The 25,329-nt window shown below is 53.3% G+C and carries 28 protein-coding genes; 11 read left to right on the top strand and 17 right to left on the bottom strand.

Going from position 1 to position 25,329, the window contains the following annotated elements; genetic code table 11:
• Positions 1 to 37 precede the first annotated feature (37 nt).
• Positions 38 to 751 (top strand): tRNA1(Val) (adenine(37)-N6)-methyltransferase, encoded by a 714-nt coding sequence (locus OH144_RS00720; RefSeq protein ID WP_266204374.1) that lies wholly within the window; start codon positions 38 to 40, stop codon positions 749 to 751.
• A gap of 46 nt (positions 752 to 797) precedes the next feature.
• Here OH144_RS00720 and OH144_RS00715 read toward each other — a convergent pair whose 3' ends face one another.
• Both OH144_RS00715 and OH144_RS00710 read right to left on the bottom strand, forming a co-directional pair.
• Positions 798 to 1,184, bottom strand: a complete 387-nt coding sequence (locus OH144_RS00715) for a nuclear transport factor 2 family protein (RefSeq protein ID WP_266204373.1) — start codon at positions 1,182 to 1,184, stop codon at positions 798 to 800.
• A gap of 79 nt (positions 1,185 to 1,263) precedes the next feature.
• On the bottom strand, positions 1,264 to 2,613 hold the full coding sequence (locus OH144_RS00710) for a saccharopine dehydrogenase C-terminal domain-containing protein (RefSeq protein WP_266204372.1): 1,350 nt from the start codon (positions 2,611 to 2,613) through the stop codon (positions 1,264 to 1,266).
• A 128-nt stretch (positions 2,614 to 2,741) separates the two neighbouring features.
• On the opposite strand from OH144_RS00710, the gene cdd reads away from it, so the two are divergent.
• Together cdd and OH144_RS00700 are read left to right on the top strand one after the other, a co-directional pair.
• A complete protein-coding gene (gene cdd, locus OH144_RS00705; RefSeq protein ID WP_266204371.1) occupies positions 2,742 to 3,224 on the top strand; it encodes a cytidine deaminase in 483 nt (160 codons plus the stop codon).
• Between the two features lie 190 nt (positions 3,225 to 3,414).
• Positions 3,415 to 4,083, top strand: a complete 669-nt coding sequence (locus tag OH144_RS00700) for an alpha/beta hydrolase (protein ID WP_266204370.1) — start codon at positions 3,415 to 3,417, stop codon at positions 4,081 to 4,083.
• On the opposite strand, the gene OH144_RS00695 is transcribed toward OH144_RS00700, so the two are convergent.
• Both OH144_RS00695 and OH144_RS00690 read right to left on the bottom strand, forming a co-directional pair.
• Complete coding sequence (locus tag OH144_RS00695) at positions 4,073 to 5,287, bottom strand: sensor histidine kinase (protein ID WP_266204369.1); 1,215 nt, start codon at positions 5,285 to 5,287, stop codon at positions 4,073 to 4,075. The two genes, OH144_RS00700 and OH144_RS00695, sit on opposite strands and share 11 nt — an antisense overlap.
• 116 nt (positions 5,288 to 5,403) lie before the next feature.
• Entirely contained in the window at positions 5,404 to 5,802 is a 399-nt protein-coding gene (locus OH144_RS00690; protein ID WP_266204368.1) for a VOC family protein, read from the bottom strand.
• 126 nt (positions 5,803 to 5,928) lie between these two features.
• Between OH144_RS00690 and OH144_RS00685 the strand changes: the two genes are divergently transcribed.
• Positions 5,929 to 6,771: a hypothetical protein gene (locus tag OH144_RS00685; protein WP_266204367.1), complete on the top strand. Its 843-nt coding sequence runs from the start codon at positions 5,929 to 5,931 to the stop codon at positions 6,769 to 6,771.
• Between the two features lie 178 nt (positions 6,772 to 6,949).
• Here OH144_RS00685 and lgt read toward each other — a convergent pair whose 3' ends face one another.
• Positions 6,950 to 7,789, bottom strand: a complete 840-nt coding sequence (gene lgt / locus OH144_RS00680) for a prolipoprotein diacylglyceryl transferase (protein WP_266204366.1) — start codon at positions 7,787 to 7,789, stop codon at positions 6,950 to 6,952.
• Between the two features lie 95 nt (positions 7,790 to 7,884).
• Between lgt and OH144_RS00675 the strand changes: the two genes are divergently transcribed.
• Positions 7,885 to 8,214, top strand: coding sequence for an SdpI family protein (locus OH144_RS00675; protein ID WP_266204365.1), 330 nt, complete (start codon positions 7,885 to 7,887; stop codon positions 8,212 to 8,214).
• Between the two features lie 190 nt (positions 8,215 to 8,404).
• Here the strand turns inward: OH144_RS00675 and nadE are convergent, their stop codons facing one another.
• The 4 genes from nadE to OH144_RS00655 form a co-directional block, all read right to left on the bottom strand.
• A complete protein-coding gene (nadE, locus tag OH144_RS00670) occupies positions 8,405 to 10,291 on the bottom strand; it encodes an NAD(+) synthase (RefSeq protein ID WP_266204364.1) in 1,887 nt (628 codons plus the stop codon).
• A gap of 248 nt (positions 10,292 to 10,539) precedes the next feature.
• The gene (rnc, locus tag OH144_RS00665; protein WP_266204363.1) at positions 10,540 to 11,280 is read right to left on the bottom strand and encodes a ribonuclease III; all 741 of its coding nucleotides are present in this window, start codon (positions 11,278 to 11,280) and stop codon (positions 10,540 to 10,542) included.
• Positions 11,280 to 12,533: a beta-ketoacyl-ACP synthase II gene (fabF, locus tag OH144_RS00660; RefSeq protein ID WP_266204362.1), complete on the bottom strand. Its 1,254-nt coding sequence runs from the start codon at positions 12,531 to 12,533 to the stop codon at positions 11,280 to 11,282. The genes rnc and fabF overlap by 1 nt, the downstream gene beginning before the upstream one ends.
• 56 nt (positions 12,534 to 12,589) lie before the next feature.
• Positions 12,590 to 12,826, bottom strand: coding sequence for an acyl carrier protein (locus tag OH144_RS00655; protein ID WP_018477241.1), 237 nt, complete (start codon positions 12,824 to 12,826; stop codon positions 12,590 to 12,592).
• A gap of 154 nt (positions 12,827 to 12,980) precedes the next feature.
• Here OH144_RS00655 and OH144_RS00650 point away from each other — a divergent pair, with 154 nt between their 5' ends.
• Together OH144_RS00650 and pyk are read left to right on the top strand one after the other, a co-directional pair.
• On the top strand, positions 12,981 to 13,409 hold the full coding sequence (locus OH144_RS00650) for an IPExxxVDY family protein (RefSeq protein ID WP_266204361.1): 429 nt from the start codon (positions 12,981 to 12,983) through the stop codon (positions 13,407 to 13,409).
• A 2-nt stretch (positions 13,410 to 13,411) separates the two neighbouring features.
• On the top strand, positions 13,412 to 14,839 hold the full coding sequence (pyk, locus tag OH144_RS00645; RefSeq protein WP_266204360.1) for a pyruvate kinase: 1,428 nt from the start codon (positions 13,412 to 13,414) through the stop codon (positions 14,837 to 14,839).
• A gap of 444 nt (positions 14,840 to 15,283) precedes the next feature.
• On the opposite strand, the gene rpsT is transcribed toward pyk, so the two are convergent.
• The gene (gene rpsT, locus OH144_RS00640; RefSeq protein ID WP_046310636.1) at positions 15,284 to 15,541 is read right to left on the bottom strand and encodes a 30S ribosomal protein S20; all 258 of its coding nucleotides are present in this window, start codon (positions 15,539 to 15,541) and stop codon (positions 15,284 to 15,286) included.
• Positions 15,542 to 15,937: 396 nt separating this feature from the next.
• Entirely contained in the window at positions 15,938 to 16,357 is a 420-nt protein-coding gene (locus OH144_RS00635; RefSeq protein WP_266204359.1) for a hypothetical protein, read from the bottom strand.
• Positions 16,358 to 16,489: 132 nt separating this feature from the next.
• Here OH144_RS00635 and OH144_RS00630 point away from each other — a divergent pair, with 132 nt between their 5' ends.
• Positions 16,490 to 17,446 (top strand): YheT family hydrolase, encoded by a 957-nt coding sequence (locus OH144_RS00630; protein ID WP_266204358.1) that lies wholly within the window; start codon positions 16,490 to 16,492, stop codon positions 17,444 to 17,446.
• Between the two features lie 17 nt (positions 17,447 to 17,463).
• Here the strand turns inward: OH144_RS00630 and OH144_RS00625 are convergent, their stop codons facing one another.
• The 5 genes from OH144_RS00625 to OH144_RS00605 all read right to left on the bottom strand — a co-directional run bounded on the left by OH144_RS00625 (position 17,464) and on the right by OH144_RS00605 (position 20,890).
• Positions 17,464 to 17,994 carry a DUF4269 domain-containing protein gene (locus OH144_RS00625; RefSeq protein ID WP_266204357.1) on the bottom strand — a complete coding sequence of 177 codons (531 nt, stop codon included), beginning with the start codon at positions 17,992 to 17,994 and terminating at the stop codon, positions 17,464 to 17,466.
• Positions 17,995 to 18,018: 24 nt separating this feature from the next.
• Positions 18,019 to 18,669 carry a 16S rRNA (guanine(527)-N(7))-methyltransferase RsmG gene (gene rsmG / locus OH144_RS00620; protein ID WP_266204356.1) on the bottom strand — a complete coding sequence of 217 codons (651 nt, stop codon included), beginning with the start codon at positions 18,667 to 18,669 and terminating at the stop codon, positions 18,019 to 18,021.
• 122 nt (positions 18,670 to 18,791) lie between these two features.
• A complete protein-coding gene (locus OH144_RS00615; protein WP_266204355.1) occupies positions 18,792 to 19,013 on the bottom strand; it encodes a hypothetical protein in 222 nt (73 codons plus the stop codon).
• Between the two features lie 177 nt (positions 19,014 to 19,190).
• Entirely contained in the window at positions 19,191 to 19,799 is a 609-nt protein-coding gene (locus OH144_RS00610; protein WP_073853209.1) for an RNA polymerase sigma factor, read from the bottom strand.
• Complete coding sequence (locus OH144_RS00605; protein WP_266204354.1) at positions 19,790 to 20,890, bottom strand: glycosyltransferase; 1,101 nt, start codon at positions 20,888 to 20,890, stop codon at positions 19,790 to 19,792. The genes OH144_RS00610 and OH144_RS00605 overlap by 10 nt, the downstream gene beginning before the upstream one ends.
• 358 nt (positions 20,891 to 21,248) lie before the next feature.
• On the opposite strand from OH144_RS00605, the gene tgt reads away from it, so the two are divergent.
• From tgt to OH144_RS00590, 3 genes are all read left to right on the top strand, one after another.
• A complete protein-coding gene (gene tgt / locus OH144_RS00600; protein ID WP_266204353.1) occupies positions 21,249 to 22,379 on the top strand; it encodes a tRNA guanosine(34) transglycosylase Tgt in 1,131 nt (376 codons plus the stop codon).
• Positions 22,380 to 22,488: 109 nt separating this feature from the next.
• Positions 22,489 to 23,565 (top strand): LptF/LptG family permease, encoded by a 1,077-nt coding sequence (locus OH144_RS00595; RefSeq protein ID WP_266204352.1) that lies wholly within the window; start codon positions 22,489 to 22,491, stop codon positions 23,563 to 23,565.
• Positions 23,566 to 24,507 carry a DMT family transporter gene (locus tag OH144_RS00590; protein WP_266204351.1) on the top strand — a complete coding sequence of 314 codons (942 nt, stop codon included), beginning with the start codon at positions 23,566 to 23,568 and terminating at the stop codon, positions 24,505 to 24,507. It abuts the gene before it with no gap.
• Here OH144_RS00590 and ispE read toward each other — a convergent pair.
• Complete coding sequence (ispE, locus tag OH144_RS00585) at positions 24,463 to 25,278, bottom strand: 4-(cytidine 5'-diphospho)-2-C-methyl-D-erythritol kinase (protein WP_266204350.1); 816 nt, start codon at positions 25,276 to 25,278, stop codon at positions 24,463 to 24,465. The genes OH144_RS00590 and ispE overlap by 45 nt on opposite strands.
• Positions 25,279 to 25,329: the final 51 nt, after the last annotated feature.

Here is a 25,329-nt window from a genome sequence, read left to right as displayed (position 1 = left end):
CTCATTCACTCACCCACTCATTCAAAACTAACCTCCCATGCCTAACACCTACTTCCAGTTCAAGCAGTTCCGGGTGGAGCAGGACAGGTGCGCTATGAAGGTGTGCACCGATTCCTGCGTGTTTGGGGCCTATGTAGCGGTTGAGGAGGCGCAACGGATACTCGACATTGGCGCCGGAACCGGTTTGCTCTCGCTGATGGTGGCGCAGCGGAGCAAGGCAGGTATAGATGCCGTGGAAATAAACCCGGAGGCGCAACAGCAGACGCAGGAGAACTTTGCCGCCAGCCCCTGGGCCAACCGGCTGCAGTTGCACCCGCAGAGCCTGCAGGAGTTTGCCGGGCAGGAGCGCCCAAAGTATGATGTTATACTTTCCAACCCACCCTTTTTCCTTTCCTCGCTCAAATCGCCGGATGTAGCGAAGAATACCGCCAAACACACCGGCGAGCTGCTGTTTGAGGACATTTTATACTTTGCCCAGCAGCACCTATCGGAGCAGGGAAAGTTATACTTGCTGCTGCCCCCGGCCGAGGCTTTATACTTTGCCAGACTGGCCAAAGCCTCTGATTTATACTTGCAGGAGGAGTTGCAGGTGTACACCTACCACGGCGGTAAGTGCATCCGCCACATTCAAACGTATACTTTTGCGCCTGCAGCGCCTGTCCTCAAGGACTTCTTTATCAGAGAAGAGGATAAGGTAACGTACACTGCAGCGTTCACAGGGCTGCTGCGGGAGTATTACCTGGCCTTCTAGCACCAGACGCTCGCAGCACCTCCGGACACAGTGAGGTCTTCAGGCATCAACTGATATCCTGCAGTTTGATGATCTTATCGCCGGAGAAGTGGAAGATGGACTTCCCTTCCATACTTACCTTCTCTCCCGCCTGCATGCCGTTGGGCAGGTCCACAGCCACCGTACCCTCGTAAGCAATGGCCACTTCGGCTACGCCGTCCTGAAAGCTGATGCTTTTTACCCGTTGCTCCCGCTCCTGAAAAAACTCCGTGGCCTGCTCAGCCTGTGTCCTGAAACCGGAAATACCTTGGATCTTGAGGATGGTCATCCCGTCCGAGATGTTCTCGAATACCACATCTGGGTGCATGTCTTTCACCATTCCGGCCACATCGAAGGTGTTATAGGCCTTGATGTAGTCTTCTATGATTTGCCGCTGGCGCGCTTGGTTATCCATTCTTATAAGGTTAAATCAGAACAGTCAGGGTATAAACCCTCACCTTCCTCTTGATTTGCAATGATTTTAAATGCAGCTGCTACCCCCGCTCCACCACCCTTTCCGTCTCCACAAAGCGGATTCCATACTCCTCCAGCTCTGCCAGCACCGGCTCGTACAACTCCGGGTAGATCGGGATCACCACGCCGCGATGGGTGATCCTGCCCTGCAGCAGCAGCTTGGCTAGTATACCTACCGGCAGCCCCACGGTTTTTGCCATGGCCGTCTGCACTTCATCTTCTCCAAGAGCTACCAAGGTGGAAGTTATCTCGCGTTGCTCCCCATTCAGTTCATACCCAAACTGGTGCTGCATCACGATCATGTCCTTGTCGCCGGGCGCGAGGCTGAGCTTCTCCTTCAGGATCTTCTCCAGAATTTGCGCCGGCGTGGCAGCTTCCAGCCCGACAGGCGTTTCCTCAAACAGGCCCAGCCACTCCAGTTTCTGCAGCACCTCGCCTCCCACAGGTATACCCAAGTATAAACTTACCCGTTCGGCCATACGTTTCTCCGGTGAGGCGGCAGGTGGCAAAAAGGATTCCACAAAGGTGCGGTAGGTCATACGCTCCGAGCCGTCTAACGTGTAGCTGTCGTCGGTCAGGCCGAGCTGCACGAATACGTCCCAGGCTTCGCAGTAGCCTTTGCGGCGCAGGGTGCCCCGCAGCATGGTCGGGATGTCGAGCAGGCCGTAGGGTTCGCGGTAACTCAGGGAGTCGCGGTTGGCATAGCCCTCAAAATGGCCGTAGCCCTCCACGTAGAATTCATCGGTGCGCTTAAACAGCTTGTGGTACGGGATATACTTGTACTGCCCTTCTTTGATGTACTTGGCCGTGCCCTGCCCCGCCAACACCACGTTGCGCGGGTTCCAGGTAAACTTGTAGTTCCACGGGTTGTTATCCGATTCAGGGGCTACCAGCCCGCCTGTGTAGGATTTAAAAGAGGTAAGCTTGCCACCCGCCGCTTTTATACTTCGGATCACGCGCATGGCCGACATGTGGTCGATGCCCGGGTCCAGGCCGGATTCCATCAGGATCGTCAGGTTCTTTTGCTGGGCCTCGGCGTGCAGCGCCAGAAAGTCCGGCGACACGTAACTGGCTGTGATCAGGTGCTTCTCCTGCTTAAGGCATTCCCGTGCCACCTCAATATGAAAGATGGCCGGCAGCAGCGAAATCACCAGGTCGGCCTTGCCTACCTCCGCAGCCCGTTGCTTGGCATCGTGCACGTTAAAGGTGATGGTTTCGGCAAAAGCTATTGGCTCTACGAGCGGCTGCAGGTGCGTTATACTTATATCGCCGATGGTGATGTGCCAGTTCTCGGCAGTGGCGTTATCAAATAAATATTTTATCAGCGATGAAGCCGAGCGGCCGGCGCCCAATAGCAGGATCTTTTTCATAGTAGGGTTTCGGGTTTGGCCATAAGATAGAAATTACGCAGTGCAAGGCAAAGATTAAGTATGGTTTTATCAGAATATTAACTTAAATTTATAGCCCTTTTCTCATTTTTGAACCTACGCATACCTATATGGCAAGTAAGCTGGAAGTACAAATAAGCGTGGATGTGCTGGAGGCGCAGGAGCTGACGCCACAGGAGCAGCAGGCCATGGACTTGGCCCGGGAGGCTGCCAACGATGCCTATGCCCCTTACTCCAACTTTCTGGTGGGGGCTGCGCTTCTGTTAGAAGATGGCTCCTTGTTTAAGGGCAGCAACCAGGAAAACGCCGCTTACCCCTCAGGCCTGTGCGCTGAGCGCACCGCCTTGTTTGCCCTGAGTGCACATTACCCCAAATCCAGGATAAAGCTGTTGGCCGTAACAGCACGCCGCCGCCACGAGCAGGAATTTATGCCCGCCATGCCCTGCGGCGCATGCCGCCAGGTAATGGCCGAGTATGAGTTCCGGCAACAAGAGCCGATACCGGTGCTGTTGCAGGCGTCAGACGGTAAGTACTACCGCTTTAAATCAGTTGGCGACCTGCTGCCTTTCCAGTTCACGCCGGAAAGCCTGTAGGGAGAGGTTGGGAGGTAGAGAGTTTGGGAGTTTGGGATTGCAGTTTGTGCCTTTAAATGACGTTTGGTTACTAACCCAACTTGTCCGGAGGAGCAGATACTTTATACTTAGGAAGCAATCTGGTAGCTAGACAGCAGAAGTATAAACCTACATGCGCCTAACTTTAATTCATGATTAATATCTTTAGATCATGAACGAACACAGCCTTACCGTACCGCGCACGGCCCGCTATTATTCCCTAGGTACGCCCTCCGAAAGTATAACAGACCTTTGGATCGTGTGCCACGGCTACGGCCAGCTGGCCCGCTTCTTTCTGCGGCACTTCAGTGTGCTGGACAACGGGCAGACGCTGGTGGTGGCACCGGAGGCGCTGTCGCGGTTTTACCTGGAGCGGTTCTCCGGCCGTGTGGGCGCCACTTGGATGACGAAGGAAGACCGGCTCTCTGAGATAGAGGACCAAGCCAGCTATCTGAACCTGCTGCTGCAGGAGCAACTGCGCCAGCTGCCTGAAAACGTGCGTATCACGGTGCTGGGCTTTTCGCAGGGCGGCGCCACGGTTAGCCGCTGGCTGGCCACGCAAAACGTGCCTGTGCACCGGCTTATACTTTGGGCTGCCTCCTTCCCCGAAGACATCGACTTTGCCACCGGGAAAGCCGCTTTCTCGAACTTGCCCGTCGCCATAGTTTACGGTACCGAAGACGAGTTCATCACTCCTGAAGCGCTACAGCGCAAGCAGCGACTGATGCAGGAGCTGGGAATCCACCCAAAGGTTTATACGTTCGAAGGCGGCCATACTTTGCATCCGGAGACGCTGGCGCGGGTGGACAGGGAGTTGGAACAGGCTGGCTTTAGAAGGTGATCGTAAAGGTAGTACCTTCCCCTAAGGCGCTATGAAACCGGATCTGCTTTCTACTGTTGTCGAGAATCCTTTTTACGATGTACAAGCCGAGGCCGCTTCCTTCCACGTGGTCATGAAAGCGTTTGAACATGGTGAAGACCTTGTTCTGCTTTTCAACCGGAATGCCCATGCCGTTATCCGAAACCGACAATTGCACCTTTCCATCCACCTGGGCCATCCTCAACAGCACTACCGGTATTCTCTCGGGTGATCTGTACTTAATAGCATTGCTCAAGAGGTTGTAAATGATGCTTCGGAAGTTCTTTTTAGAGAAGCTAAGCACAAGCCCCTCCTCAACCTCCACCTCTATTTTAGCACCGGACGATGCGATCAAACTAACGAGGTCATACTTTACATGCTCCACTACCTCCTGCAGGTTTATATCTTCAGCATCCGCATTGTCGCTGTTCTTATCCACCTCCACTATCGTTGTAAGATCCCTTATCGTCACGGCAAAGCGCTTAAAAGAATGCCGCATCACAGTTATGAGCTGCCGAACATCTTCTTTGTCCAGATGCTCTCTGGCGATGGCCCCAGATAATTCATCAAGCAGGCCTTCTATATTGGATAGGGGAGATTTCAGATCGTGGGAAGCGGAGTAGACAAAACTCTCCAGGTCGAAGTTCTCCTGCGTTAAAGCCTTGTTTTCGTGGTGTAGCTCGGAAGTTACCGTATGGCTGCGCTCCAGTAACTCCAGGCTTTGCAGGTGAAAGGCCAGCAGCTCGGCAAACATGGTAAACATGCCGATCACCTTAGCGTTGTTCACTTTAGCCGGCTTGGTATCTATCGCGCACAGTGTCCCGAAGAAAGCTCCGTTTTTAAGTATGATGGGAATAGAGATGTAGCTTTGCAACCCATATATCCTGGGTGTATGGTGATCTTTGTACAGCGGGTCTTCTGCAACACAATCAATAACGATGGGCTTGCGGTGATCTCTGATTTCGTTGCAGAGGGTGGTCTCGATCTCTAGCTCTCCTCCGGCCTCCAACCCAAACTGTACGTCGTCCCTTACGCTGCAGGCCAGCCACCTGTCGTGGGTTACCCGCGCCACGGCAGCAAACCCCATGCCTGTGGTCTCACAAATTACGTTGAGCATGGTAGGCACAACGGGGATTTGCCTTACCGCCTCCAGGTCTTTCAGTAATGTATCGTGGCTGTCAATCATTTAGGGGGGAACTATGGGCTTAGAGGGTGATCGGAAATCTCTAAATTAGCTAAAAAAATCTGAAAGAAAAAACAGATCCCAGCAGCTCTCCGTTACAACAATGAACAGCCAAAGCATCATCCTCCCCGCTCCCACATGCCCTCCATTACTACCTCCAGCAGGTGCTCGTCGGGGTCGCGGAAATAGAACGACAGGAAGCCGCCGCCCCAGTCATACTCCTGCTCTATGGCAATGCCGAGGTCCTGCACCTGCTGTTTCCATACTTCATACTGTTCCTTCTCCACCTCAAAGGCCAGGTGCAGCTGCCCCGAGCCAAAGTGCGGCGGCAGGCTTTTACTTACTTTAGAGGCCTCGGGGTTAAAACACAGCAGCACCGACGCCCCCGCCCGGAAGAACACGTGCCTGCCCGCCACCTCACCGATCACCTTAAAGCCGAGCTTGTTATGGTAGAAGTCTTTGCTCGCCGCCAGGTCCTGCACGTACAGGCAGGTCTCTTTTATCTTTGTAATATCCATTTGATTCAGCTGTTGTAGAAGGGAAGTATAAATCGCCCCTCAAAATAACGTCATTTTTATACTTCTTTGTCTTAACGCGTCCTGCCACTTCTCGTTTATACTAGCACTGTACTACTGGTTTACTACATGAAGCTACTGATTCTGATTACGGCAATTTTCCTGGCGATCATTGGGCTGGGAGCATACTTTTTCCGGGATACATTTTCGGGGAAAGCCCCTGCAGTGCCTGCTGGCCTGGAGCACCTGGCCACGTTGCCCGGTGAGGTAAGCGAGAGTTCGGGCCTGGCGGTGCTTGCCAAAGGCGAGTACCTGACTCATAACGACGCCGGCAACGGCCCCAACCTCTACAGGCTCAACGATCAGGGCAAACTGGAGGGAACCATTGGGCTAAATCTCCCGAACGTGGACTGGGAAGACCTGGCGCAGGACTCTGAGGGAAACATCTACATAGCCGACACCGGCAACAACGACAACAAGCGCCGCGAGCTGGCTGTGTACAAGGTAAACCCGGAGCAGCCGCGGCAGGTGCAGGCCATCCGCTTCACCTATGAGGATCAGAAGCAGTTCCCACCCCCTAAAAAAGACCGCAACTTCGACTCCGAGGCCCTTTTCTGGAGCAACGACCACCTGTACATCATCTCCAAGGACCGTGGCCGCAGCCAGACGGCCAAAGTATATCAACTCCCCGCAGCGGAAGGCACCTACAGGGCCAGGCTTATCGGCAGCCATACGTTAAATGCACAAGTGACAGGAGCCGCCATCAGCCCCGACCAAAAAACGGTGGTACTGCTCAGCGAAGGGGAACTGCACGTATTCAGCGACTTTGACAGCGTAGAGAAGTTTTACGAGGGCACGTACGAGAAGCGGGCGCTGAAAGGCACAGGGCAGACAGAAGCCGTGGCCTTTGAAGACGACGGGGTGCTGATCATCACCAGCGAAGGCGGTAATTTATTCCGCTATACGTTATAGGCACCCACAAAAAAACATCCCCTTCTGCCATAAAGCCTAAGGGGATGTTTTTTTCCGTTTATAAGTATGGGGCAGGATGCACTTGAAGTATAAATAGAGCAGTAATAGCCCTTTCGCTCAGAGCGATTTATACTTTAAACGTCTTATGCCCTTTTCGAAAACTCTTTTGTTCTGGCACTTATACTTTGCTGCCTTCCTTCGGCCTGCCACCCGGCAGGGCTGGTTTGGGGTTCTGCCATACTTTAAAAAGTATAAACAGGCCTGCGATAATCAGCGGGATGCTCAAAAGCTGGCCAATATTCAGGGCCATCGTTGCCTCTTTCTCCACCTGGTCCTCTTTGAGGAACTCCACAAAGAAACGGAAGGTAAACAGCGCCGTTACGAAGATACCGAACAGTAAGCCCTTAGGCAGCGCACCTTTATACTTCTTCCAGAGCCAGTAGAGCAGCACGAACAGCGCAAACACGCTCAGCGACTCATAGAGCTGCGTAGGGTGGCGCGGCACATGTGAGTACTCGTTCTGCTGCAAGAAAACGAAGCCCCACGGCAGGTTGGTTGGGTGGCCAAATATTTCGGAGTTCATCAGGTTGCCTAGGCGGATGAGGGCGCCGCCCAGTGCCACCACAATCACGATGCGGTCCAGCACCCACATATAATCGAAGCTATACTTACGACTAAACAGCCACAGCGCTAGCAGGATACCGATGGTTGCTCCGTGGCTCGCCAGCCCGCCTTCCCATATCTTCAGGATCTCTATCGGGTTGCTCAGGTAATACTCTGGCGAGTAAAACAGGGTATGGCCCAAACGCGCACCTACTACGGTACCGATGATCATGTAAATGGTGATCACGTCCACATCGCCCTCGGTCCGGCCCTCGGCTACGTATATTTTGGTAAGGATGCGTTGCCCGATGATAAAGCCCAGGGCGAACAGCAGCCCGTACCAACGGATGCTCAGGGGCCCTATATTGAAGATCTCCGGGTCAACATCCCAGGTTATATAGTTTAGTATACTCATAAGGGTGCTCATATCTTACAAAGTTAAGAGAAATCGGCCACCGAAAAAACGGAAGATGCCGCGCCCCCATAGCCACACACTTTATACTTTAGCCGATGCTGTTTCTGCACCTATTGCCCGGCCTGCTGGTACTGCTGATCGGGGTTCTGCTACATACCAGGCCTCCCAAACGGATTAACTGGCTCTATGGCTTCCGCACGCACTACTCCATGCGAGACATGGAAAACTGGCAGGAGGCCAACCGCTACTATGCCAGGGTGCTAATCGGTATTGGGCTGGCCGCTATGTTGGCGGGCTTTATACTTTCCTTGCTATTGATTTTTCCGTTAAGCGCGCTGGTGCTGGCAGGGCTGCTGCTGTTGCTCCTGATGGGCAGTATCATCCTTACAAATGAGCACCTGAAGCGCAAGTATGGAGAATGGTAAAAACAAAAAGGCGCTGCCGGATGTGGCAGCGCCTTTACGCCTACTTTATTTCCCAAGTTGCGATCCACTCATGATGTGCAGGTGTAAACCCACCCCTAACCCCTCCGAGGAGGGGAATCACCTACTCTTTTGCGAAATTCCCCTCCTCGGAGGGGCAGGGGTGGGTTAATCGCAACTTGAGTTTTATACTTTATTTCCCCTGCACCCGCTGCAGTTCTTCTTTAAAGCCACCGCTCAGGATCGGGAAACGCAGCCAGCTGCGTGGGTCCACGTTGTAATCGTCGAGGTGAAAGGCCGGGGCATAGCGCTCGCGCTTCCACTGATTGCGGCTCCAGAGGCTATAGAACTTCGTGATCCAGGTCTTCACAGACTCCGGTGCGCCCACCTGCCGCTCCAGCAGGATGTCGTATACTTCCTCCGGCGAATAACGGTCGTGGAAAGCCAGGCGCTCGATCATGTTCAGCACCTCGTAGGGCATCAGGTCCTTCTCGTCGGTCTGCGCCTCCTCCTGCGGCCGCAGCTCCGCGCTAGGCTGCAGGTTGTTTACGTACTGCAGACCGGTGTAACCCAGTTCCTGCTGCGCCCACACCAGGAACTGCCGGATAAAGGCCTTGTCGATGCCCGCGATCGGCGAAATGCTGCCGGCCGTATCGCCATCCATGGTGGCATAGCCTACCGAGGCCTCGCTGCGGTTAGAGGTGGCCATCAGCAGCGCATACTTTATGTTGGCCAGCATCCAGATGGCGGGGGCGCGTACCCGGGCCTGTATGTTCTGCAGCGTCACGTCGTCTTGCTGCCAGGTGAGCTGGCGGCCCAGCGCATGCTCCACCTTGGAAGTATAGCCCTGCACCTCCTCGTCGATCGTCCAGTTATAGAATGTAGCCCCAATGGAGTCCGCCAGCTCTTTGGCAGAAGTATAGGTGTCGTCGGAGGAGTTGATGGTGCCCTGGTAGGCGCAGGTTAATAGCTTGCCCGTAATGGCCTTCCGAGCCTCTTCCTGCGGCAACTGCCTGAACCGGGCCTTATCGTCTTCTGAGAACAGCAGTGCCTTCTCCACAAACGCCTCCAGGCCGATGCTTTCCACTCCCCGGCGCACCATTTCGGCCACCGCCACGGCACACAGCGAGGAATCCGCCCCGCCGCTTAGGGAAAGTACAAAGCCACGGCTGCGGCTCTTGCGCATGTAGTCGAACAGGGCCAGGCTCAGCGCAGCAATCAGTTCCTTGTTTTCATCGATCGGTGGCAGGTACTCTATTACCTCGGCAATTGCCGGTTTGTCAGAGAAGCATACTTCGGCGCACTCCAGGTCCACATCCTTAAAGCACAACAGGTCGTTGCGGCGGATCAGCTTGCCGTTCTGCGCGATCAGCACCTCCCCGTCGTAAATCATCTTCCCCGATTCGTTGCCCAGCAGGTTGGCGTACATGTAGGCGCATTGGTACTTCTTGGAGGCATCCACCACCAGCCTGTGGCGCACATCGGTTTTGCTCAGGGCAAAGTGGCTGGCGCTCGGGTTAAGTATAAGCTGTACGCCTTTGGACATGTGGCGCTCGGCCGGGCGGTTCTCCCGCCAGGCATCCTCGCAAATCTCGAAGGCATACTTTACGCCCTGCTCCTCATAAATGATATCGCCTATTTGATACGTCTGCCCCAGCATCTCAAACTCCTGTACCTCGTTGGCGGGCCAGGGCGTAAACCAGCGCGGCTCGTAATGCACCCCATCGTTTGCCAGAAACTGCTTGGCCGTAAAGCCAAGGATCTCCTTGTTTCTGATGACGCAGGCGGTGTTGTATACTTTCTTATCGAGGAAAAGGGGAAGCCCGACAGCCACCGTAAGGCCATCGCACCATTCTTTTACCTGCAGCAACTGGTGAAAGGCCATCTCCGAGAGCCACGGGCTCAGGAACATGTCTTCGCAGCCATAGCCGGTGATGCAAAGCTCAGGCAGTAGCAGGATGTGGGTGTTATTTTGTCTCGCCTCTGAGATGGCGGTGCGTATGTTCTGCAGGTTCCCGGCCCAGTTCATAGGGGTTTGGTTAAGGGCGGCCGCTGCCAGCATTAATCTTGTTTCTTCCATAGGTGTTTATAACGCATGTATACGGGAGCAAGTTAAACCTTAAGGGCAATTGTTCCAGTGCAGGGCGGCTAATTTATTAGGGGAGGATTGCTGTGACGGGCTTGTTTGTATAAGTATAAAAAGCCGGCGCAGCCCCAAGGCTCCACCGGCTTTTTATACTTCCGTGCCCCTGTTGCAGCCGCAGGTATAAACCAGAAAGGCTGCGAAGTATACTTCCCAGCCCTTAGTTCACCATTCAACAAGCAAGTTTAAGTGATATTCAGAAAATCCAGGCCTTTCTCGGCAGCGGCCTGGTCGGCTTTTTTCTTGGAGAGGCCTACGCCAATGGCAATCGGTTTTTCGTCGATGTACACTTCGGAGGTAAACTCGGTGGTGTTGCCTTGCTGCTTGCGTTTGATGATGTCGAAACGGATCTCGAGGTTTTGGCTCTGCGCCCACTCAATCAGCTTGCTCTTAAAATTAGCCGTGGTGTTCACCAACTGGTGCAGGTCTACGTGCGGCTTTACCAGCTTGGCAAGTATAAATTGGCGGGTAGTGTTATAGCCTTTGTCCAGGTAAATGGCCCCGACCAGTGCCTCCAGCGCATTGCCGTTCACCGACTTGTGGCGCATGCTGTGGCTGGAGCTGTCTACCTTCACCAGCAGGTTCAACCCGATCTTCAGGGCAATGTGGTTGAGCGACTCCCGGTTTACGATGCGCGAGCGGATCTCCGTCAGGAAGCCCTCGTCTTCGTACGGGAACTTCTTGAACAGCAGTTCAGCCACCACAGCACCCAGCACCGCATCGCCCAGAAACTCCAGGCGCTCGTTGGTTTCATGCTTGCCGGCAGAGTTCTGGCGGGCGAAGGACGTATGGGTAAGGGCGAGCTTATACAGCCGCAGGTTATCAGGTGTACTGCCAATAATACCAGCGAGCGAGCGTACTAATGCTTTATCCTTATTAAATAACCTGTGGTAAGCGCGCCGAACTGGTTTAAATGGCCCAAACACTAATCGATGTATTGACGGAATATAACAGAGGTATTGTGTCCACCGAAACCAAACGTATTGCTCATGGCCACTTTCACCTCACGCTCCTGCGCCTTGTTGAACGTGAAGTTCAGGCGGCTGTCGAAGCTCTCGTCATCGGTGAAGTGGTTAATGGTCGGCGGCACGATGTTATTACGAACAGCCATGATAGAGGCGATGGCCTCAATGGCACCGGCGGCACCCAGCAGGTGGCCCGTCATGGACTTGGTGGAACTGATGTTCAGGTTATAGGCGTGGTCGCCGAATACCGTCTCAATCGCCTTCACCTCGCTGATGTCGCCAAGTGGAGTGGATGTGCCGTGTACGTTGATGTAGCCAACTTCCTCCGGCTTGATATTGGCATCGCGCAGCACGTTTTTCATCACGTTGAGTGCGCCCAGGCCTTCCGGGTGGGGAGCCGTGATGTGGTAGGCGTCGGCAGACATGCCACCGCCTATGATCTCGGCGTAAATTTTTGCGCCACGCGCTTTGGCGTGCTCGTACTCCTCCAGAATCAGGGCACCGGCACCCTCGCCCAGCACAAAGCCATCACGGTCTTTGTCAAACGGGCGCGATGCGGTCTCCGGTGAGTCGTTACGCTCAGAAAGGGCTTTCAGGGCGTTAAAACCACCGATACCAGCCTCTGTTACGGCAGCCTCAGAACCACCCGTCACGATCGCGTCGGCCATACCCAAGCGGATATAGTTGAACGAGTCGATGATGGCGTTGGTGGCGGAGGCGCAGGCAGAAACGGTAACGAAGTTAGGGCCGCGGAAGCCGTGTTTAATGGAAATGTGGCCGGCACTGATGTCGGCGATCATCTTCGGAATGAAGAATGGGTTGAAGCGCGGCGTGCCGTCACCGTTGGCAAAGTTCACACATTCCTCCTGGAAGGTGCGCAAGCCCCCGATGCCGGAGCCCCATATCACCCCCACGCGCTCCGGATCATAGCTACCCTCAGTCAGGTTTGCGTCAGCCACGGCCTGATCGGCCGCCACCATGGCAAACTGAGAAAACAGGTCCATTTTGCGGGCCTCTTTCCGGTCGAAATAAGTTTCCGGGTCGTATCCTTTTACCTCACAGGCAAATTGGGTCTTAAACTTACTCGCATCAAAGCGTGTGATAGGTGCAGCGCCACTCACACCATTGATCAGACCGTTCCAATACTCCGTAACGGTATTCCCAAGTGGCGTGAGTGCGCCTAGCCCAGTAACTACGACTCTCTTAAGCTCCATAAGCTGTTAGTAGAGGGATAGATAGTAGAAATTCTTAATAACTAAGGGGAGGTATATTACTTCGCGTGCTCTTCCAGGTAGCTTACAGCCTGACCTACAGTAGCGATGTTCTCAGCCTGATCATCTGGGATAGATACGTTGAATTCTTTCTCGAATTCCATGATAAGCTCAACTGTATCCAATGAGTCGGCGCCAAGGTCGTTAGTGAAGCTAGCCTCCGGAGTAACCTCTGACTCTTCAACACCAAGCTTATCGATGATGATAGCTTTTACTTTTTCTGCGATTTCTGACATTTTTCTTATAGTTAATTAAAACACTGTGCAAAGAAATAGCTTTTAACAGACAATGTCAAAAAAAATTACTCTATTCGCAGCGTAACAAAAGTTTTATACCTTACGCTCCCTTTTACAGGCAGAGGTTCTTATTTTAGCGTTTCGATCAGAATGCATGAAAACGCACCGCCTGCATATAGAGTATGACTATAGCTTTGACTTATACGGCTTGGTTACGTCAGTAAAAGACTATAAGTTAGCCTGGTCGCTTAACCGGCTGCTGGATCTACGCCTGAAAAAGCAAAAGGACCTGTGTTACGACCTGCTGGGGAAGGAGCGCCTGCTGATCGCTAACTACCAGTGTATCACAGAGCATAGTGAGGTGCGGCTTTTCCGCAACAGGGCGCTTGGCAGCTCCACCCTGAAGAAACCATTTTTACTGCCAGACATTAAAGAGTATGATTATGTGCTGCAAATAACCGGGGCCATGCAGCAGCTGCACCCACAAGAGCTTACCAGGAAACTGCTGCGGGCTCCGCTGGTACAGTATGTGAAAAAGTTTGACCCGCTCACTTTAAAATTTAAAGAGAACCTGATTTTCTAAGTATGGAAGTTACATTTAATAAGACCAAAGTTCTGGCCACTGTAGGGCCAGCCAGTGATTCGTCTGAGCGCCTGCTGGCGCTTGTACAAACGGGTGTGAATGCATTTCGCCTCAACTTCTCGCACGGCGCCTATGAGGCGCACCAGAAGGTGATAGACCGTGTGCGCGAGATCAACCGCCAGCATAAAACCAACATCTGCCTGGTGCAGGACTTGCAGGGACCAAAGATCAGGGTAGGCGACGTAGAGAACGGCGGCGTAGAGATACGCGAAGGCCAGTTCATCAAGATCATGTGCGACGGCTCCCTGAGCACTTCGGAGCAGCTGGCCACCAACTACACCGAACTGGCAAGAGACGTAAACCCCGGCGACTCCATACTGCTGGATGACGGCAAGCTGGAGGTGATCGTCACCAAGACCGATAAAAAGAGCGAGGTTGAAGCGAAGGTAAAGTATGGCGGCATCGTAAAGCCACGCAAAGGCATCAACCTGCCCAACACGCGGGTATCGGCCCCATCCCTGACGGAGAAAGACATTAAAGACCTGCACTTCGGCCTGGATAACGATGTGGAGTGGGTGGCCCTTTCTTTTGTGCGTAAGGTGGAGGATATCCACGAGATCAAGCGCATTATACAGGAACGTGGCAAGGACACCCGCGTGATCGCGAAGATCGAGAAGCCGGAGGCCATCGAGAATATCGACGAGATCATTGCCGCCACAGACGCCATCATGGTGGCGCGCGGCGACCTGGGCGTGGAAGTGGGCATGGAGAAAGTGCCAATGATCCAGAAAATGCTGATCGACAAGTGCAACGTGGCCGCCAAGCCCGTGATTGTGGCCACGCAGATGATGGAAAGCATGATCGTGAACCCACGCCCTACCCGCGCGGAGACAAACGACGTAGCCAACGCCGTGATTGACGGCGCGCACTGCCTGATGCTGAGCGCAGAGACAGCCGTAGGAGCCTACCCGATCGAGACGATCGAGAGCATGGTGCTCACCATCCGCACGGTGGAGGAGCACCAGGAGGGATTCCATAAGGTATACTCGCCAAACCCGAACTCTGAAACATTCCTCAGCGACATCCTGGTAGCCAACGCCTGCAACCTGGCCCGCGACACCAACGCCAAAGCCATCATCGGCATGACCAAGTCCGGCTACACGGCGTTTCAGCTGGCCAAGTACCGTCCGCAGGCGCACATCTTTGTCTTTACGGAGAACCACCGCCTGCTGAACACCCTGAACCTGGTATGGGGCGTACGTGGCTTCTACTACGACAAGTTCGATTCTACCGACAACACGATTGCCGACATCAAGGAAACGCTGCTGAAAGAGGGGCACATCCAGAAGGGCGATGTGTTCATCAACACGGCCAGCATGCCGATCAACGAGCAGAAGCGCACCAACATGATCAAGCTAAGCATCGCCTAACAGCTATACTTAGCAATATAAAAAGCGCCCGGTGCTTCGGCCCCGGGCGCTTTTTTTTTGTGGCTGGCTTATACTTGCGCGGCAGTTGCTAAAGTATAAAACTCAAGTTGCGATTAATTAGTCTCTTGCATGTGTCAACCCACCCCCACCCCTCCGAGGAGGGAAATCCCGACAAGTGTAATTTGATTCCCCTCCTTGGAGGGATTGGGGTGGATAAATTGCAACTTAGATTATAAAATATAAGGCAGGCGCGCGACTTCCATAGGTTTATACTTGCGAGGGCGGCTTTTCTGCATTCTTGCCAGGGGCAGTAAGTTCTAATCAAAGCCATCCTATCATACTTCACCTGTCAATGGCAAAGCCTTACTCAAGTGGGGCAGCCACAAACACAAAAGCCCTGCACGGGATGTGCAGGGCTTTTGCAAAGTATGGTTCCGTCAAAAATTAAGCAGCGATGCTGTTAACGAACTTAGCCAGTTTAGACTTGTTGTTCGCTGCCTTGTTTTTGTGGATGATGTTTTTCTTAGCCAGACGGTCAAGCATAGAAGAAACTGTCTTGTACAGTTCCTGCGCCTCGGCCTTGTCAGTTGTGTTTCTCAGCTTCTTGATGAAAGTACGAGTAGTTTTCGCCTGGTATCTGTTACGAAGACGTTTAGCGTTGTTCGCTCTGATTCTCTTTAATGCCGACTTATGGTTAGCCATGTTATTCTAATATATTATTTCTGTCTGATGCTTTTCCTAATGAGTTTGCAAAGGTAAACCCTTTGGCATTAATTTCCAAAACACCCCACTCAAAAATATTTTAGTGCGGTTCTCAGTCACAAATATAACAAATTCAGCGGTTTGGTCCTACCCTTACCATCGAAACTGCATGACACTTGAAGCAGTTTTCAGGCCTGCCACCCGGCGCCGCGAGGCGGAGCCGGGTGGCAGGCCTTATACTTTCTGCACCGCCAGTTCCCTTACTAGACACGGTTATCCTACCAAGGGCTGTTAGGGCGGTTGCATCAAAGTATACTGTTGACGTTGGGGTATAAAAAAATCCGCTGCGGAAAACTCCCGCAGCGGATTTTATACTTCTCTTAAACCCGCCTGAGGCTAGTTGTTGTCGCGCTTTACGTCTACATCTACGTCAATGTCATCCACCTCTCCCAAGCGCTGCTGCACCTTGTTCTCGAACTCGTTCCAATCGGCCTTGGTTTTCTCCCAGGCCTGGCGGGTCTCATCGTCCCAGGTAGAGGACTCGGCCTCCACCTCGGCCTCACGGCGTTTGTACTCTGTGCGCATCTCGCGGTACTCATCCTCGGTTACCGTCTCGGCACGATCTGTGTTGGTATTCACCCAAGCCTCGAAGTCGTCGTAAGAGGACCGTGCCTCCATGTTTTCTTCGGTCATTTCAGCCTGCGCCTCATTTACTTCTGCGTTGGTCTCGTTCTGCGTCTCCTGGCTACAGGCAAACATAAACGAACCCAGGGCAAGCGCAAACCCAATAGTTTTTATCTTTGATGTAATTTCCATAGTTGTATAGTTATTAGTATTTAGCAGTTTATACGGAAAGAACGAAATATTGATATATAACATCCTAGGTACAGCCGTTTTTCCCGGATTTATCGTATTTACAAATAGTCAAGTATAAGTTTTTTTACCCCTATGCCATTACTATTATCGAAGCACCGGGCGCCCTTTTATCTTTTCAACGGGCATCTGCAAACCATCATCCCGGGTTTGTTCAGGCAGGTGGAGGGCGTGCAGTACGAGCGTGAGCGCCTTCTAACCCCTGACGATGACTTTATCGATGTAGACTGGTCGAGGGTTGGGGCCGATTCGCTGCTGGTGCTCTCGCACGGACTGGAGGGCGATTCTCACCGGCCCTACATTACGGGCATGGTCAAGGCATTTAACGCGGAGGGTGTGGATGCCCTGGCCTGGAATTACCGCAGCTGCAGCGGCGAGCCCAACAAGCTGCTCCGCTCCTACCACCTCGGCGCCTCCGACGACCTGGACTTTGTGCTGCGGCACGCCCTGGCCTCGGGCAAGTATAAGAACGTGTACCTGGTGGGATTCAGCGCCGGCGGCAACATCACGCTCAAATACTTAGGTGAGGCCCCGGAGCAAGTGCCAGAGCAGGTAAAGCGCGTCACCGTGTTCTCCACTCCCGTAGACCTGAAGGGATCGGCCCAGAAGATATCCAAAGTATACACCCAGCGCTTCCTGCGCACGCTAGGCGAGAAACTAGAGCAAAAGCGGCAAATGTACCCCAACGACCTGGACCTGACAGACTACAGCCTGCTCTGGAGCTTTCCCGAGTTCGACGACCGCTACACCGCCCCTATCCATGGGTTCAAGAATGCGGAAGAGTACTATGCCCGCGTCAGTTCCAGGCAGTTCCTCAAAGATATCAGGGTGCCGACGCTGCTCGTGAACGCCAAGAACGACCCCTTCTTGTCACAGGAGTGCTACCCAGTGCAGGAGGCGGAGGCTAACCCATACTTTTACCTGGAGATGCCCGAAGAAGGGGGCCACGTGGGTTTTGCCGAGAACTTCCGGAAAAACCGTTATTACTCCGAAGAGCGGGCACTGAGGTTTATACTTTCGGGGCAGGCTTAGGGGCAATGGCAGCTGTATCAGTCTGGTTTCAGCTGCAGCAAGGCATCATACGGGTTGCCGGGCAGGTTAAGCAGTTGGGCAAAGGCGGGCTCTGTCTTAACGCCCTGCTGCTTTAGGCGCACGACCTCCTTTCTAAACAACTCACCATACTTTTGCAGCAGCTTGTACTCTACCAGCATATGTTTGTAGGCATGCTGTTCACGGGACGGTACATTTTGCCCGAATACCTCCACTTCAAAAGCATCTAACCGAAAGTTTGCCACTATACTTTCCTGCCCCCTCACGGGTAGCTCCCTTAGCCGAAACCCGGCACAGTCAGAAAAGTGTAGCAACAGGGCTTGCCGAAAATCTGTTCTGGATTTCCAATAGCAGATAATGTCCAGGTCGCTCTGCGCCACATCTACCCCGATGGGAATTGTACCGGCCAGCAGCGGATCGAAAGCAGCCAGCTTCTCCACTACCTCATACTTGACCAGCACCTGGTAGGCCGCCCGCTGCCGCTCATTACCGTGCTGCAGGTATTCTATCGTGTCGAAGAAGCGGCTCATGAGTAGTCGGGAAGCCTAGGCTGGCTATTTCTTAGGTCTTTCCAGCGGCACATACACCACCTTTTTCGTTTCGAAGAACTCCTCCTGGAAGTAGTCCTTCAGGTCGTAGGCTTTGGTGATAAGGCCGGACTCGGCAATCTCCTCCTCCAGGTCGCCGCCTTTCAGGTAGTACAGGCCCTCGTGCTCCAGGCCGGTTTTCTTGAAGCTGTTCATGACCCAGGGCCAGAAGTTGGCCAGGCGGGTAACGGCGCGGCTCACAATAAAATCATACTTGTCGCGCACCTGCTCAGCGCGGGTGTGGCTGGCCGTCACGTTGTGCAGGTGCAGCTCGCGGGCTATCTCGTTTACCACATGTATCTTCTTGCCGATGGAGTCTACCAGATGAAACCTGACCTCCGGGAACATCACCGCCAGCGGCAGGCCCGGTAGACCGCCTCCGGTCCCCACGTCCATCACGGAGGTGTGATCGGGAAACCGAACCACCTTGGCAATGCCCAGCGAGTGCAGGATGTGGTGCAGGCCAATCTGGTCCATGTCCTTTCTGGAGATCACGTTGATCTTCTGGTTCCACTCCTGGTAGAGTTCGCCCATGTGTTCATACTTCTGCAACTGGTCTTCGGAAAGCTCCGGGAAGTAGCCGGAAAGCAGGGTACGGATGGCGGTAGAATGAGGCATATGTTGAGTTAGAGAATTTAAGAGTTAGAGAGTTTGGGAGTGATTCCCAATATACTTCGCTTAGTTTAGCTTAAGTATAGCTAACCAATTCTGATAGAAGACAGAAGGGTTGGGAGTTGAACTCATGCCACGGAAATGTATAGAATAGCCGTGCCCACAAAGGCAAAGGCCACCACGCCCAGCGCCATCAGAAAGTCGAACAGCAGCATGAGTCCGGCATTACGGTACTGCCCTTCATACTTTACGCTAAGCTCACGCTTTATCCTTCCGGGCGCTCGCAGGCGCAGGTACAGGTACAGTTTCCCTGCCTTGGTCAGTAATTTGTTTCCTAGAGCTGTCTTCATGGTGTGGGTATGTAGCATCGGTTACAAAAGTATAAAATAAGTACGGGATATGCATAAAATGACAAAACCCCTGCTGCTTACGGGCAACAGGGGCTTCTAACGTAATCAATATATTAACCTTAATTCAATGCTGTAAAGGGTGTTACCGGGCCTGCTGCTCAAACAACTATCCGGCAATTAAATCAGGTGCTTCTTGTTCTTCACCATGTCATAGAGCAGCTCGCGGGCGCGGTGCAGCTGTGCTTTTACGGTGCCCAGCGGTGCATTCAGTTCGGTGGCGATCTCCTCGTAGCTCAGTTCGTTAAAGTAGCGCAGCGTAACCAGGCGCTGATACTTCTCCGGCAGCTTGGCCACCACGTACTGCATAATCTCGATCTTCTGGTTCTTGATGGCCTCTTCCTGCGGGTTCAGGTTCTTGTCCTTAAAGTCGATCGTGATCTCATCGCCGTTATCGATCTTAATGGCCGAGTCGATCGACATGGTTTTGATCCTGTTCTTGCGGATAAAGTCGATGCAGTTGTTGGTGGCGATGCGGAACAGCCAGGTACTGAAGGCGTACTCGGGGTTGAATTTATGCAGGTTCTTGAATGCTTTGGCAAAAGCCTCTATCGTCAGGTCCTCTGCGTCGTCGGCGTTACGCACCATTTTCAGCACCACGTGGTACACCGGCTTTTTGTAGATGCTCATGAGTTCGGCGTAGGCCTTCTCATCCTTCTCTTCTACCGCTGCCTGAATAAGCTTAAAATCGTGCTTTGCTTTCGCAGAGAATTGTTTGTTTACTTCCATCTGAATTGTTTATACAGTACAACAGATATCCCAAGGAACAGGTAGTTTACAAAGTAAACCAGGTCCAGCACAGGCATCAGCAACAAGGATATTCTATCGTCGAGTCTTCGGGCAGCTGTCAGGTAAACGGGAAATACCGTGAGGTAACGAACACCTACAAGCGCTCCCAAGATAGCTAAATGGCTATTGAGAACAAGAAGAACCAAGAAAAGTATGTAAAAAAGTATATTCGATCCTACAAAAGCCCCTATCCTTCTTCTGTCTGTTGCTTTATAGCGCCCCCCGACCGACAAATGCCTCCTTTTCTGAACGACCCACTCCCGAAACGTCTTTTTGGGAATGCTGGTAGCCTGCGCCTCCTTGTCGATAACAATACTAACCTTACTATTGTTGGCGGCATCGCGGACAAAAAGATCATCGTCGCCGCCCGTTAATTTGATATGAGATGCAAACCCCTTGTTTTTAAAGAAACAAGACTTCGTGTAAGATAAGTTTCGGCCAACACCCATATATGCGCGACCAGCGTTTGCTTGAGACAAATACTGGATTCCGGTCAGTAAGGTTTCATAGCGGATAAGCTGATTCAAAAATCCTTTTAATTGTACATACGGAGAATAGCCAAGTACAACATCTGCCCCGTTGGCGTAGCCAGCCTGCATTTTTGCAATCCAGTTCGGGCTGCAGGGGCGGCAGTCGGCGTCCGTAAACAGCAGGTGCTCGTACCGGGCAGCGCGTATCCCCAGGGCCAGGGCATACTTCTTCGGGTTCAGGTACTCCGGCGTTTTTTTAACCGTTACCACCCTGAAGTTCGGGTAGAGGCGCTCCAGCTCATAGGTATAAAACTCGGTGTCGTCGTCGGAGCGGTCGTTTACCAGCAGTACCTCGAACTCGGGGTAGTCCTGGTCCAGCAGCGCGGGCAGCAGTTCCATCAGGTTCTCCAGCTCGTTATGCGCGGCCACCACCACCGATACCGGCCGCTGCACGTCAGGCTCCGGGTCCTGGTGCCGGGTCAGGGGCATGAACCTGAAAAAGGCAAAGTATAACTGCACCAGCACGCACACAGCCAGCACACCCAGAAGTATAAGTGTCACCAAATTATATTACTGATTTTTTGGAATGCAAAATAGTTGTGCAGCCGGGCTGCAGCAGGTTTCCCTTTTCAAAAATAGGCAAAGTATAGCCATTTACGAAGCAAGTGCGGCTATTAAGGCACGATAATATCCGGTTTTTTTAATAAATCGGGCCCGTAGGTTCTCCCCAGGTATAAATTGCACTGCAAACGATGATTTTTAGCCTTACGCATGTGCCGATGCATGGTTTGTGCAGGCGTAGTTCGTATCTTTGCCGGTTCATTAATTTTTAACAGAACTTAAAGAAAGAGAAGCCCTTGCGGGAAAGCCGGCTTTTGGTGTTGTTTTTGCAAGATGATGCGCCGGCAACCATACAACCATGCAGTTTAATTTAGTAGCAACAGACCCTCAGTCCAAAGCCCGCGCCGGGGTGGTGCAAACCGACCACGGCGCCATCGAAACGCCTATCTTTATGCCGGTGGGCACGGCCGGCACGGTAAAAGCCGTGCACCAGCGCGAGCTGAAGGAAGACATAAAAGCCGAGATCATACTTGGCAACACCTACCATTTGTACCTGCGCCCAGGGCTGGATATACTGGAGCAGGCAGGCGGCCTGCACAAGTTCAACGGCTGGGACCGCCCCATCCTAACCGACAGCGGCGGGTATCAGGTGTTCTCGCTGGCCGGCACGCGCAAGATCAAGGAGGAAGGCGTAAAGTTTAAATCACACATCGATGGCTCCACGCTCAACTTCACCCCGGAGAACGTGATGGATACGCAGCGCACCATCGGCGCCGACATCATCATGGCCTTCGACGAGTGCACCCCCTACCCTTGCGACTATACGTATGCCAAGCACTCGATGGAGCGCACGCACCGCTGGCTGCAGCGCTGCGTAGACCGCTTCGACAGTACCGACCCGAAGTATGGCTATAACCAGACGCTCTTCCCGATCGTGCAGGGCAGCACCTACAAAGACCTGCGGGTGCAGTCGGCGGAGACTATTGCCAGCTTCGGCCGCGAGGGCAACGCTATTGGGGGCCTGTCAGTAGGCGAGCCGGCCGAGATGATGTATGAGATGACCGAGGTGGTGTGCGACATACTGCCCAAGGACAAGCCGCGTTACCTGATGGGCGTGGGCACACCAGCCAACATCCTGGAGAATATCGCCCTGGGCGTGGATATGTTCGACTGCGTGCTGCCAACGCGCAATGCCCGTAACGGCATGCTGTTCACTACGCAGGGCATCATCAACATCCGGAATAAAAAGTGGGCCGATGATTTCAGCCCGATCGATGCGGAGCTTGGTGGCTACGTGAGCACGTTTTATACCAAAGCCTACCTGCGCCACCTCATTCACAGCACCGAGTACCTGGCCGGCCAGATTGCCAGCGTGCACAACCTCACGTTTTACCTGTGGTTAGTAAAGCAGGCCCGCCAGCACATCCTGAACGGAACTTTCCGCGACTGGAAAGACCTGATGGTAAAGAAACTGATGACACGTTTGTAGAGTTAGAGAATTGTGGCGTTTGGGAGTTAGAGAGTTAACCATTCCTATTCTCTAAACTCCCTACTTTCTAACTCTCTAACTTTTTAACTTTCTAACTCTCTAACTTAAGTTGAAGCTCCTCGACAAGTACATCCTCAAGAAGTTCCTGACCACCTACGTGTTCACGGTGCTGATTATGGTGGCCGTTATTCTGGTGATTGACTTCACGGAGAAGAACGACGACTTCATCAAGACCAACCCGAGCATAGGCGAGATCCTGTTCGATTATTACCTGAACCTGATCCCCTTCTATGCCAACATGCTCAGCCCGATCACGGTGTTCATTGCCACGGTGTTTGTTACGGCCAAGCTGGCCTCGCATACCGAGATCGTGGCTATGCTGAGCAGCGGCATCAGCTTCCGGCGCCTTTTGGTGCCTTACCTGATAGGTGCCTCGATCATCGGGGCCACCATATTCGTGCTGATCGGCTGGGTGATCCCGAACGCGAACAAGGAGAGCGTGGCCTTCCAGGTGAAGTACATCAAGAGCCCCTTTACCTACGACAGCCGCAACATCCACATCAAAATTGGCCCGGAGACATACGTGTACATGGAGAGCTACAACAACTCGGCGCACATTGGCTACAACTTTGCCATGGAAACCATAAAGGGCACCAACCTGCGCCAGAAGCTCAGCGCCAGCAGCATCTCCTGGAACGCCGAGAAAGAGAAGTGGCACATCAACCAGTACACGCTGCGCACCTTCGATGGCGAGAAGGAAACCCTCTACAAGGGCACCAACCTGGACACCACGCTGAACATGTGGCCCAAGGACTTCGAGAGCACCTATAAACTGGAGCAGACCCTGACGTTGACACAGCTAAACGACTACATCAACGAGAAAATATCCCGGGGTGCCGACGACATAGAGATCTACCTGATCGAGAAATATGAGCGCTTCAGCTATCCGTTTGCCATCATCATACTTACCGTGATCGGGGTGATCGTGAGTGCGCGCAAGGCGCGAGGTGGCGTGGGCTTCCAGATTGCGCTTGGCTTTTTGCTGGCCTTCATCTTCATCATTTTCGTGATCACAAGCCGAAGTCTGGCGCAGGTGGGCGATATTGCGCCGCAGATCGCAGCATGGATTCCGACCATCGTATTTACGGGTATCGGCTTTTTATTGTATCGTTACGTACCGCGCTAAATGCCACGTCTTAAAGATTTTATCGAGCTCCACTTTGTTATCTTCCTGTGGGGCTTCACGGCCATACTTGGCAAACTGATCACCATTCCAGCCGTGGAACTGGTAACGGTCCGTACCCTCATCACAGCCCTGGCGCTGGGCGCCATCATGCATAGAAGCGGCACACCTTTTGGGATAGGCCGCGCCACCATCACGAAGATCATGTTGGTAGGCCTGGTTATAGCGGCCCATTGGGTCCTGTTCTTTGCGGCGGCGCGCGTGTCCTCGGTGTCCATAAGCCTGGTGGGCCTCTCCACCAGCAGTCTTTGGACGGCTTTCCTGGAACCGCTCTTTAACAAAGGCAAAATCAAGCCGCACGAGATTTTCCTGGCCCTGCTCGTGATCATGGGGCTCTACATCATTTTCCAGCACGAGACCAGCTTCGACAGTGTGCTGGGCATCAGTATGGCGATCGGGGCGGCGCTGCTGGGTTCCATCTTCACCATCATCAATGCCAACCTGGTCAAGACGATACCATCTACCACCATTACCATGTATGAGATGGCCGGGGCGTGTGTGGGTACGATGCTGTTCTTTCCTATCTATACATTATACTTTACGGAGGGCAGCCTTAATTTCGGCCTCACCGGCATGGACTGGGTATACCTGCTGGTGCTGGCGCTGGCTTGCACGGTGTATGCTTACACCGCCTCGGTCCGGCTGATGCAGCGCATCTCGGCCTACACGGTAAACCTGACCGTGAACCTCGAGCCGGTGTATGGCATCGTTCTGGCGTGGTTCATCTTTAACGAGGGCGAGCAGATGTCGCAGGGCTTTTACATCGGTGCCGGGGTTATCCTGCTCAGCGTGTTTATCTACCCTGTGCTGGATATGCTGGAGAAGCGCCGCCAACGGAAGCTACAGCAGCCCCTGCCAGACAACGTAATGAGCGGGAAAGACTAAGTTGGGCGGCGTTCCTTTAAACAGGCCATACACGGCTGAGCCCGAGCCCGTCATGGCGGCGTAGGTGGCACCGGCCTCGTAGAGCTGCTCCTTTAGCTGCGGCAACTCCGGGTATTTCGGGAACAGGGCTTCCTCAAAATCATTCTTCAGCACCTCTTTCCATACTTTCACGTCCTGCTTCAGGAGCATTTCCATGGTGCAGGAAGGTTGTTGCGGCTTTATACTTGCGTAAGCCTCAGCCGTGGTGATATGGATGCCCGGGTAAACGATCACACAGGTATAGCCGCTCAGGTCCAGGTTTACCGGCGTGAACACATCGCCGCGTTCGGTAGCTATCACAGGCTTGTTCTGTATAAAAAAGGCGCAGTCGGAACCCAGCTGGCGGGCGTAGTTCTCCAGTGCCTCAGCATTCAGGTTCAGTTCGAACAACTGGTTAAGGATGCGCAGCGTGAAAGCCGCATCCGCAGAGCCGCCTCCCAGCCCCGCCCCCATGGGCAAAACCTTGTGCAGGTGCAGGTGCACGGGCGGCAGGTTGTGGTCCTGCTGCAGCAGCTTATAGGCTTTCAGACACAGGTTCGTCTCCGGGTCTCCTGGCACCGGCAGGCCCGTCATGTCAAACTGTATTTCCTCCGCCGGCAGAATCTCCAGGGCATCGCACCAGCGCACCGGGTAAAAGCACGACTGCAGGTTATGAAAGCCGTCGGGGCGCTTCTCGGTGATGTAGAGGCCCAGGTTTATTTTGGCGTTAGGGAAATCAAGCATCGTCTGCATTGTTGGGTTTGGAGATTGCAATCTATGAATTTACGCTGAAAACGCGGCCAT

Source organism: Pontibacter kalidii, assembly GCF_026278245.1.
Lineage (GTDB): Bacteria > Bacteroidota > Bacteroidia > Cytophagales > Hymenobacteraceae > Pontibacter > Pontibacter kalidii.
This window is presented reverse-complemented; position numbering and strand designations above follow the sequence as displayed.

Excerpts from the sequence above, each read along its gene's own strand:
- OH144_RS00700 (WP_266204370.1), top strand. The coding sequence starts at position 3,415 with ATGAACGAACACAGCCTTACCGTACCGCGCACGGCCCGCTATTATTCC.
- OH144_RS00675 (WP_266204365.1), top strand. The coding sequence starts at position 7,885 with ATGCTGTTTCTGCACCTATTGCCCGGCCTGCTGGTACTGCTGATCGGG.
- cdd (WP_266204371.1), top strand. The coding sequence starts at position 2,742 with ATGGCAAGTAAGCTGGAAGTACAAATAAGCGTGGATGTGCTGGAGGCG.
- lgt (WP_266204366.1), bottom strand. The coding sequence starts at position 7,789 with ATGAGTATACTAAACTATATAACCTGGGATGTTGACCCGGAGATCTTC.
- OH144_RS00625 (WP_266204357.1), bottom strand. The coding sequence starts at position 17,994 with ATGAGCCGCTTCTTCGACACGATAGAATACCTGCAGCACGGTAATGAG.
- OH144_RS00590 (WP_266204351.1), top strand. The coding sequence starts at position 23,566 with ATGCCACGTCTTAAAGATTTTATCGAGCTCCACTTTGTTATCTTCCTG.
- OH144_RS00630 (WP_266204358.1), top strand. The coding sequence starts at position 16,490 with ATGCCATTACTATTATCGAAGCACCGGGCGCCCTTTTATCTTTTCAAC.
- OH144_RS00685 (WP_266204367.1), top strand. The coding sequence starts at position 5,929 with ATGAAGCTACTGATTCTGATTACGGCAATTTTCCTGGCGATCATTGGG.
- OH144_RS00635 (WP_266204359.1), bottom strand. The coding sequence starts at position 16,357 with ATGGAAATTACATCAAAGATAAAAACTATTGGGTTTGCGCTTGCCCTG.
- OH144_RS00690 (WP_266204368.1), bottom strand. The coding sequence starts at position 5,802 with ATGGATATTACAAAGATAAAAGAGACCTGCCTGTACGTGCAGGACCTG.
- tgt (WP_266204353.1), top strand. The coding sequence starts at position 21,249 with ATGCAGTTTAATTTAGTAGCAACAGACCCTCAGTCCAAAGCCCGCGCC.
- fabF (WP_266204362.1), bottom strand. The coding sequence starts at position 12,533 with ATGGAGCTTAAGAGAGTCGTAGTTACTGGGCTAGGCGCACTCACGCCA.
- OH144_RS00650 (WP_266204361.1), top strand. The coding sequence starts at position 12,981 with ATGAAAACGCACCGCCTGCATATAGAGTATGACTATAGCTTTGACTTA.
- OH144_RS00610 (WP_073853209.1), bottom strand. The coding sequence starts at position 19,799 with ATGGAAGTAAACAAACAATTCTCTGCGAAAGCAAAGCACGATTTTAAG.
- ispE (WP_266204350.1), bottom strand. The coding sequence starts at position 25,278 with ATGCAGACGATGCTTGATTTCCCTAACGCCAAAATAAACCTGGGCCTC.
- pyk (WP_266204360.1), top strand. The coding sequence starts at position 13,412 with ATGGAAGTTACATTTAATAAGACCAAAGTTCTGGCCACTGTAGGGCCA.
- OH144_RS00710 (WP_266204372.1), bottom strand. The coding sequence starts at position 2,613 with ATGAAAAAGATCCTGCTATTGGGCGCCGGCCGCTCGGCTTCATCGCTG.
- rsmG (WP_266204356.1), bottom strand. The coding sequence starts at position 18,669 with ATGCCTCATTCTACCGCCATCCGTACCCTGCTTTCCGGCTACTTCCCG.
- OH144_RS00720 (WP_266204374.1), top strand. The coding sequence starts at position 38 with ATGCCTAACACCTACTTCCAGTTCAAGCAGTTCCGGGTGGAGCAGGAC.
- nadE (WP_266204364.1), bottom strand. The coding sequence starts at position 10,291 with ATGGAAGAAACAAGATTAATGCTGGCAGCGGCCGCCCTTAACCAAACC.
- OH144_RS00715 (WP_266204373.1), bottom strand. The coding sequence starts at position 1,184 with ATGGATAACCAAGCGCGCCAGCGGCAAATCATAGAAGACTACATCAAG.
- OH144_RS00695 (WP_266204369.1), bottom strand. The coding sequence starts at position 5,287 with ATGATTGACAGCCACGATACATTACTGAAAGACCTGGAGGCGGTAAGG.
- OH144_RS00615 (WP_266204355.1), bottom strand. The coding sequence starts at position 19,013 with ATGAAGACAGCTCTAGGAAACAAATTACTGACCAAGGCAGGGAAACTG.
- OH144_RS00655 (WP_018477241.1), bottom strand. The coding sequence starts at position 12,826 with ATGTCAGAAATCGCAGAAAAAGTAAAAGCTATCATCATCGATAAGCTT.
- rpsT (WP_046310636.1), bottom strand. The coding sequence starts at position 15,541 with ATGGCTAACCATAAGTCGGCATTAAAGAGAATCAGAGCGAACAACGCT.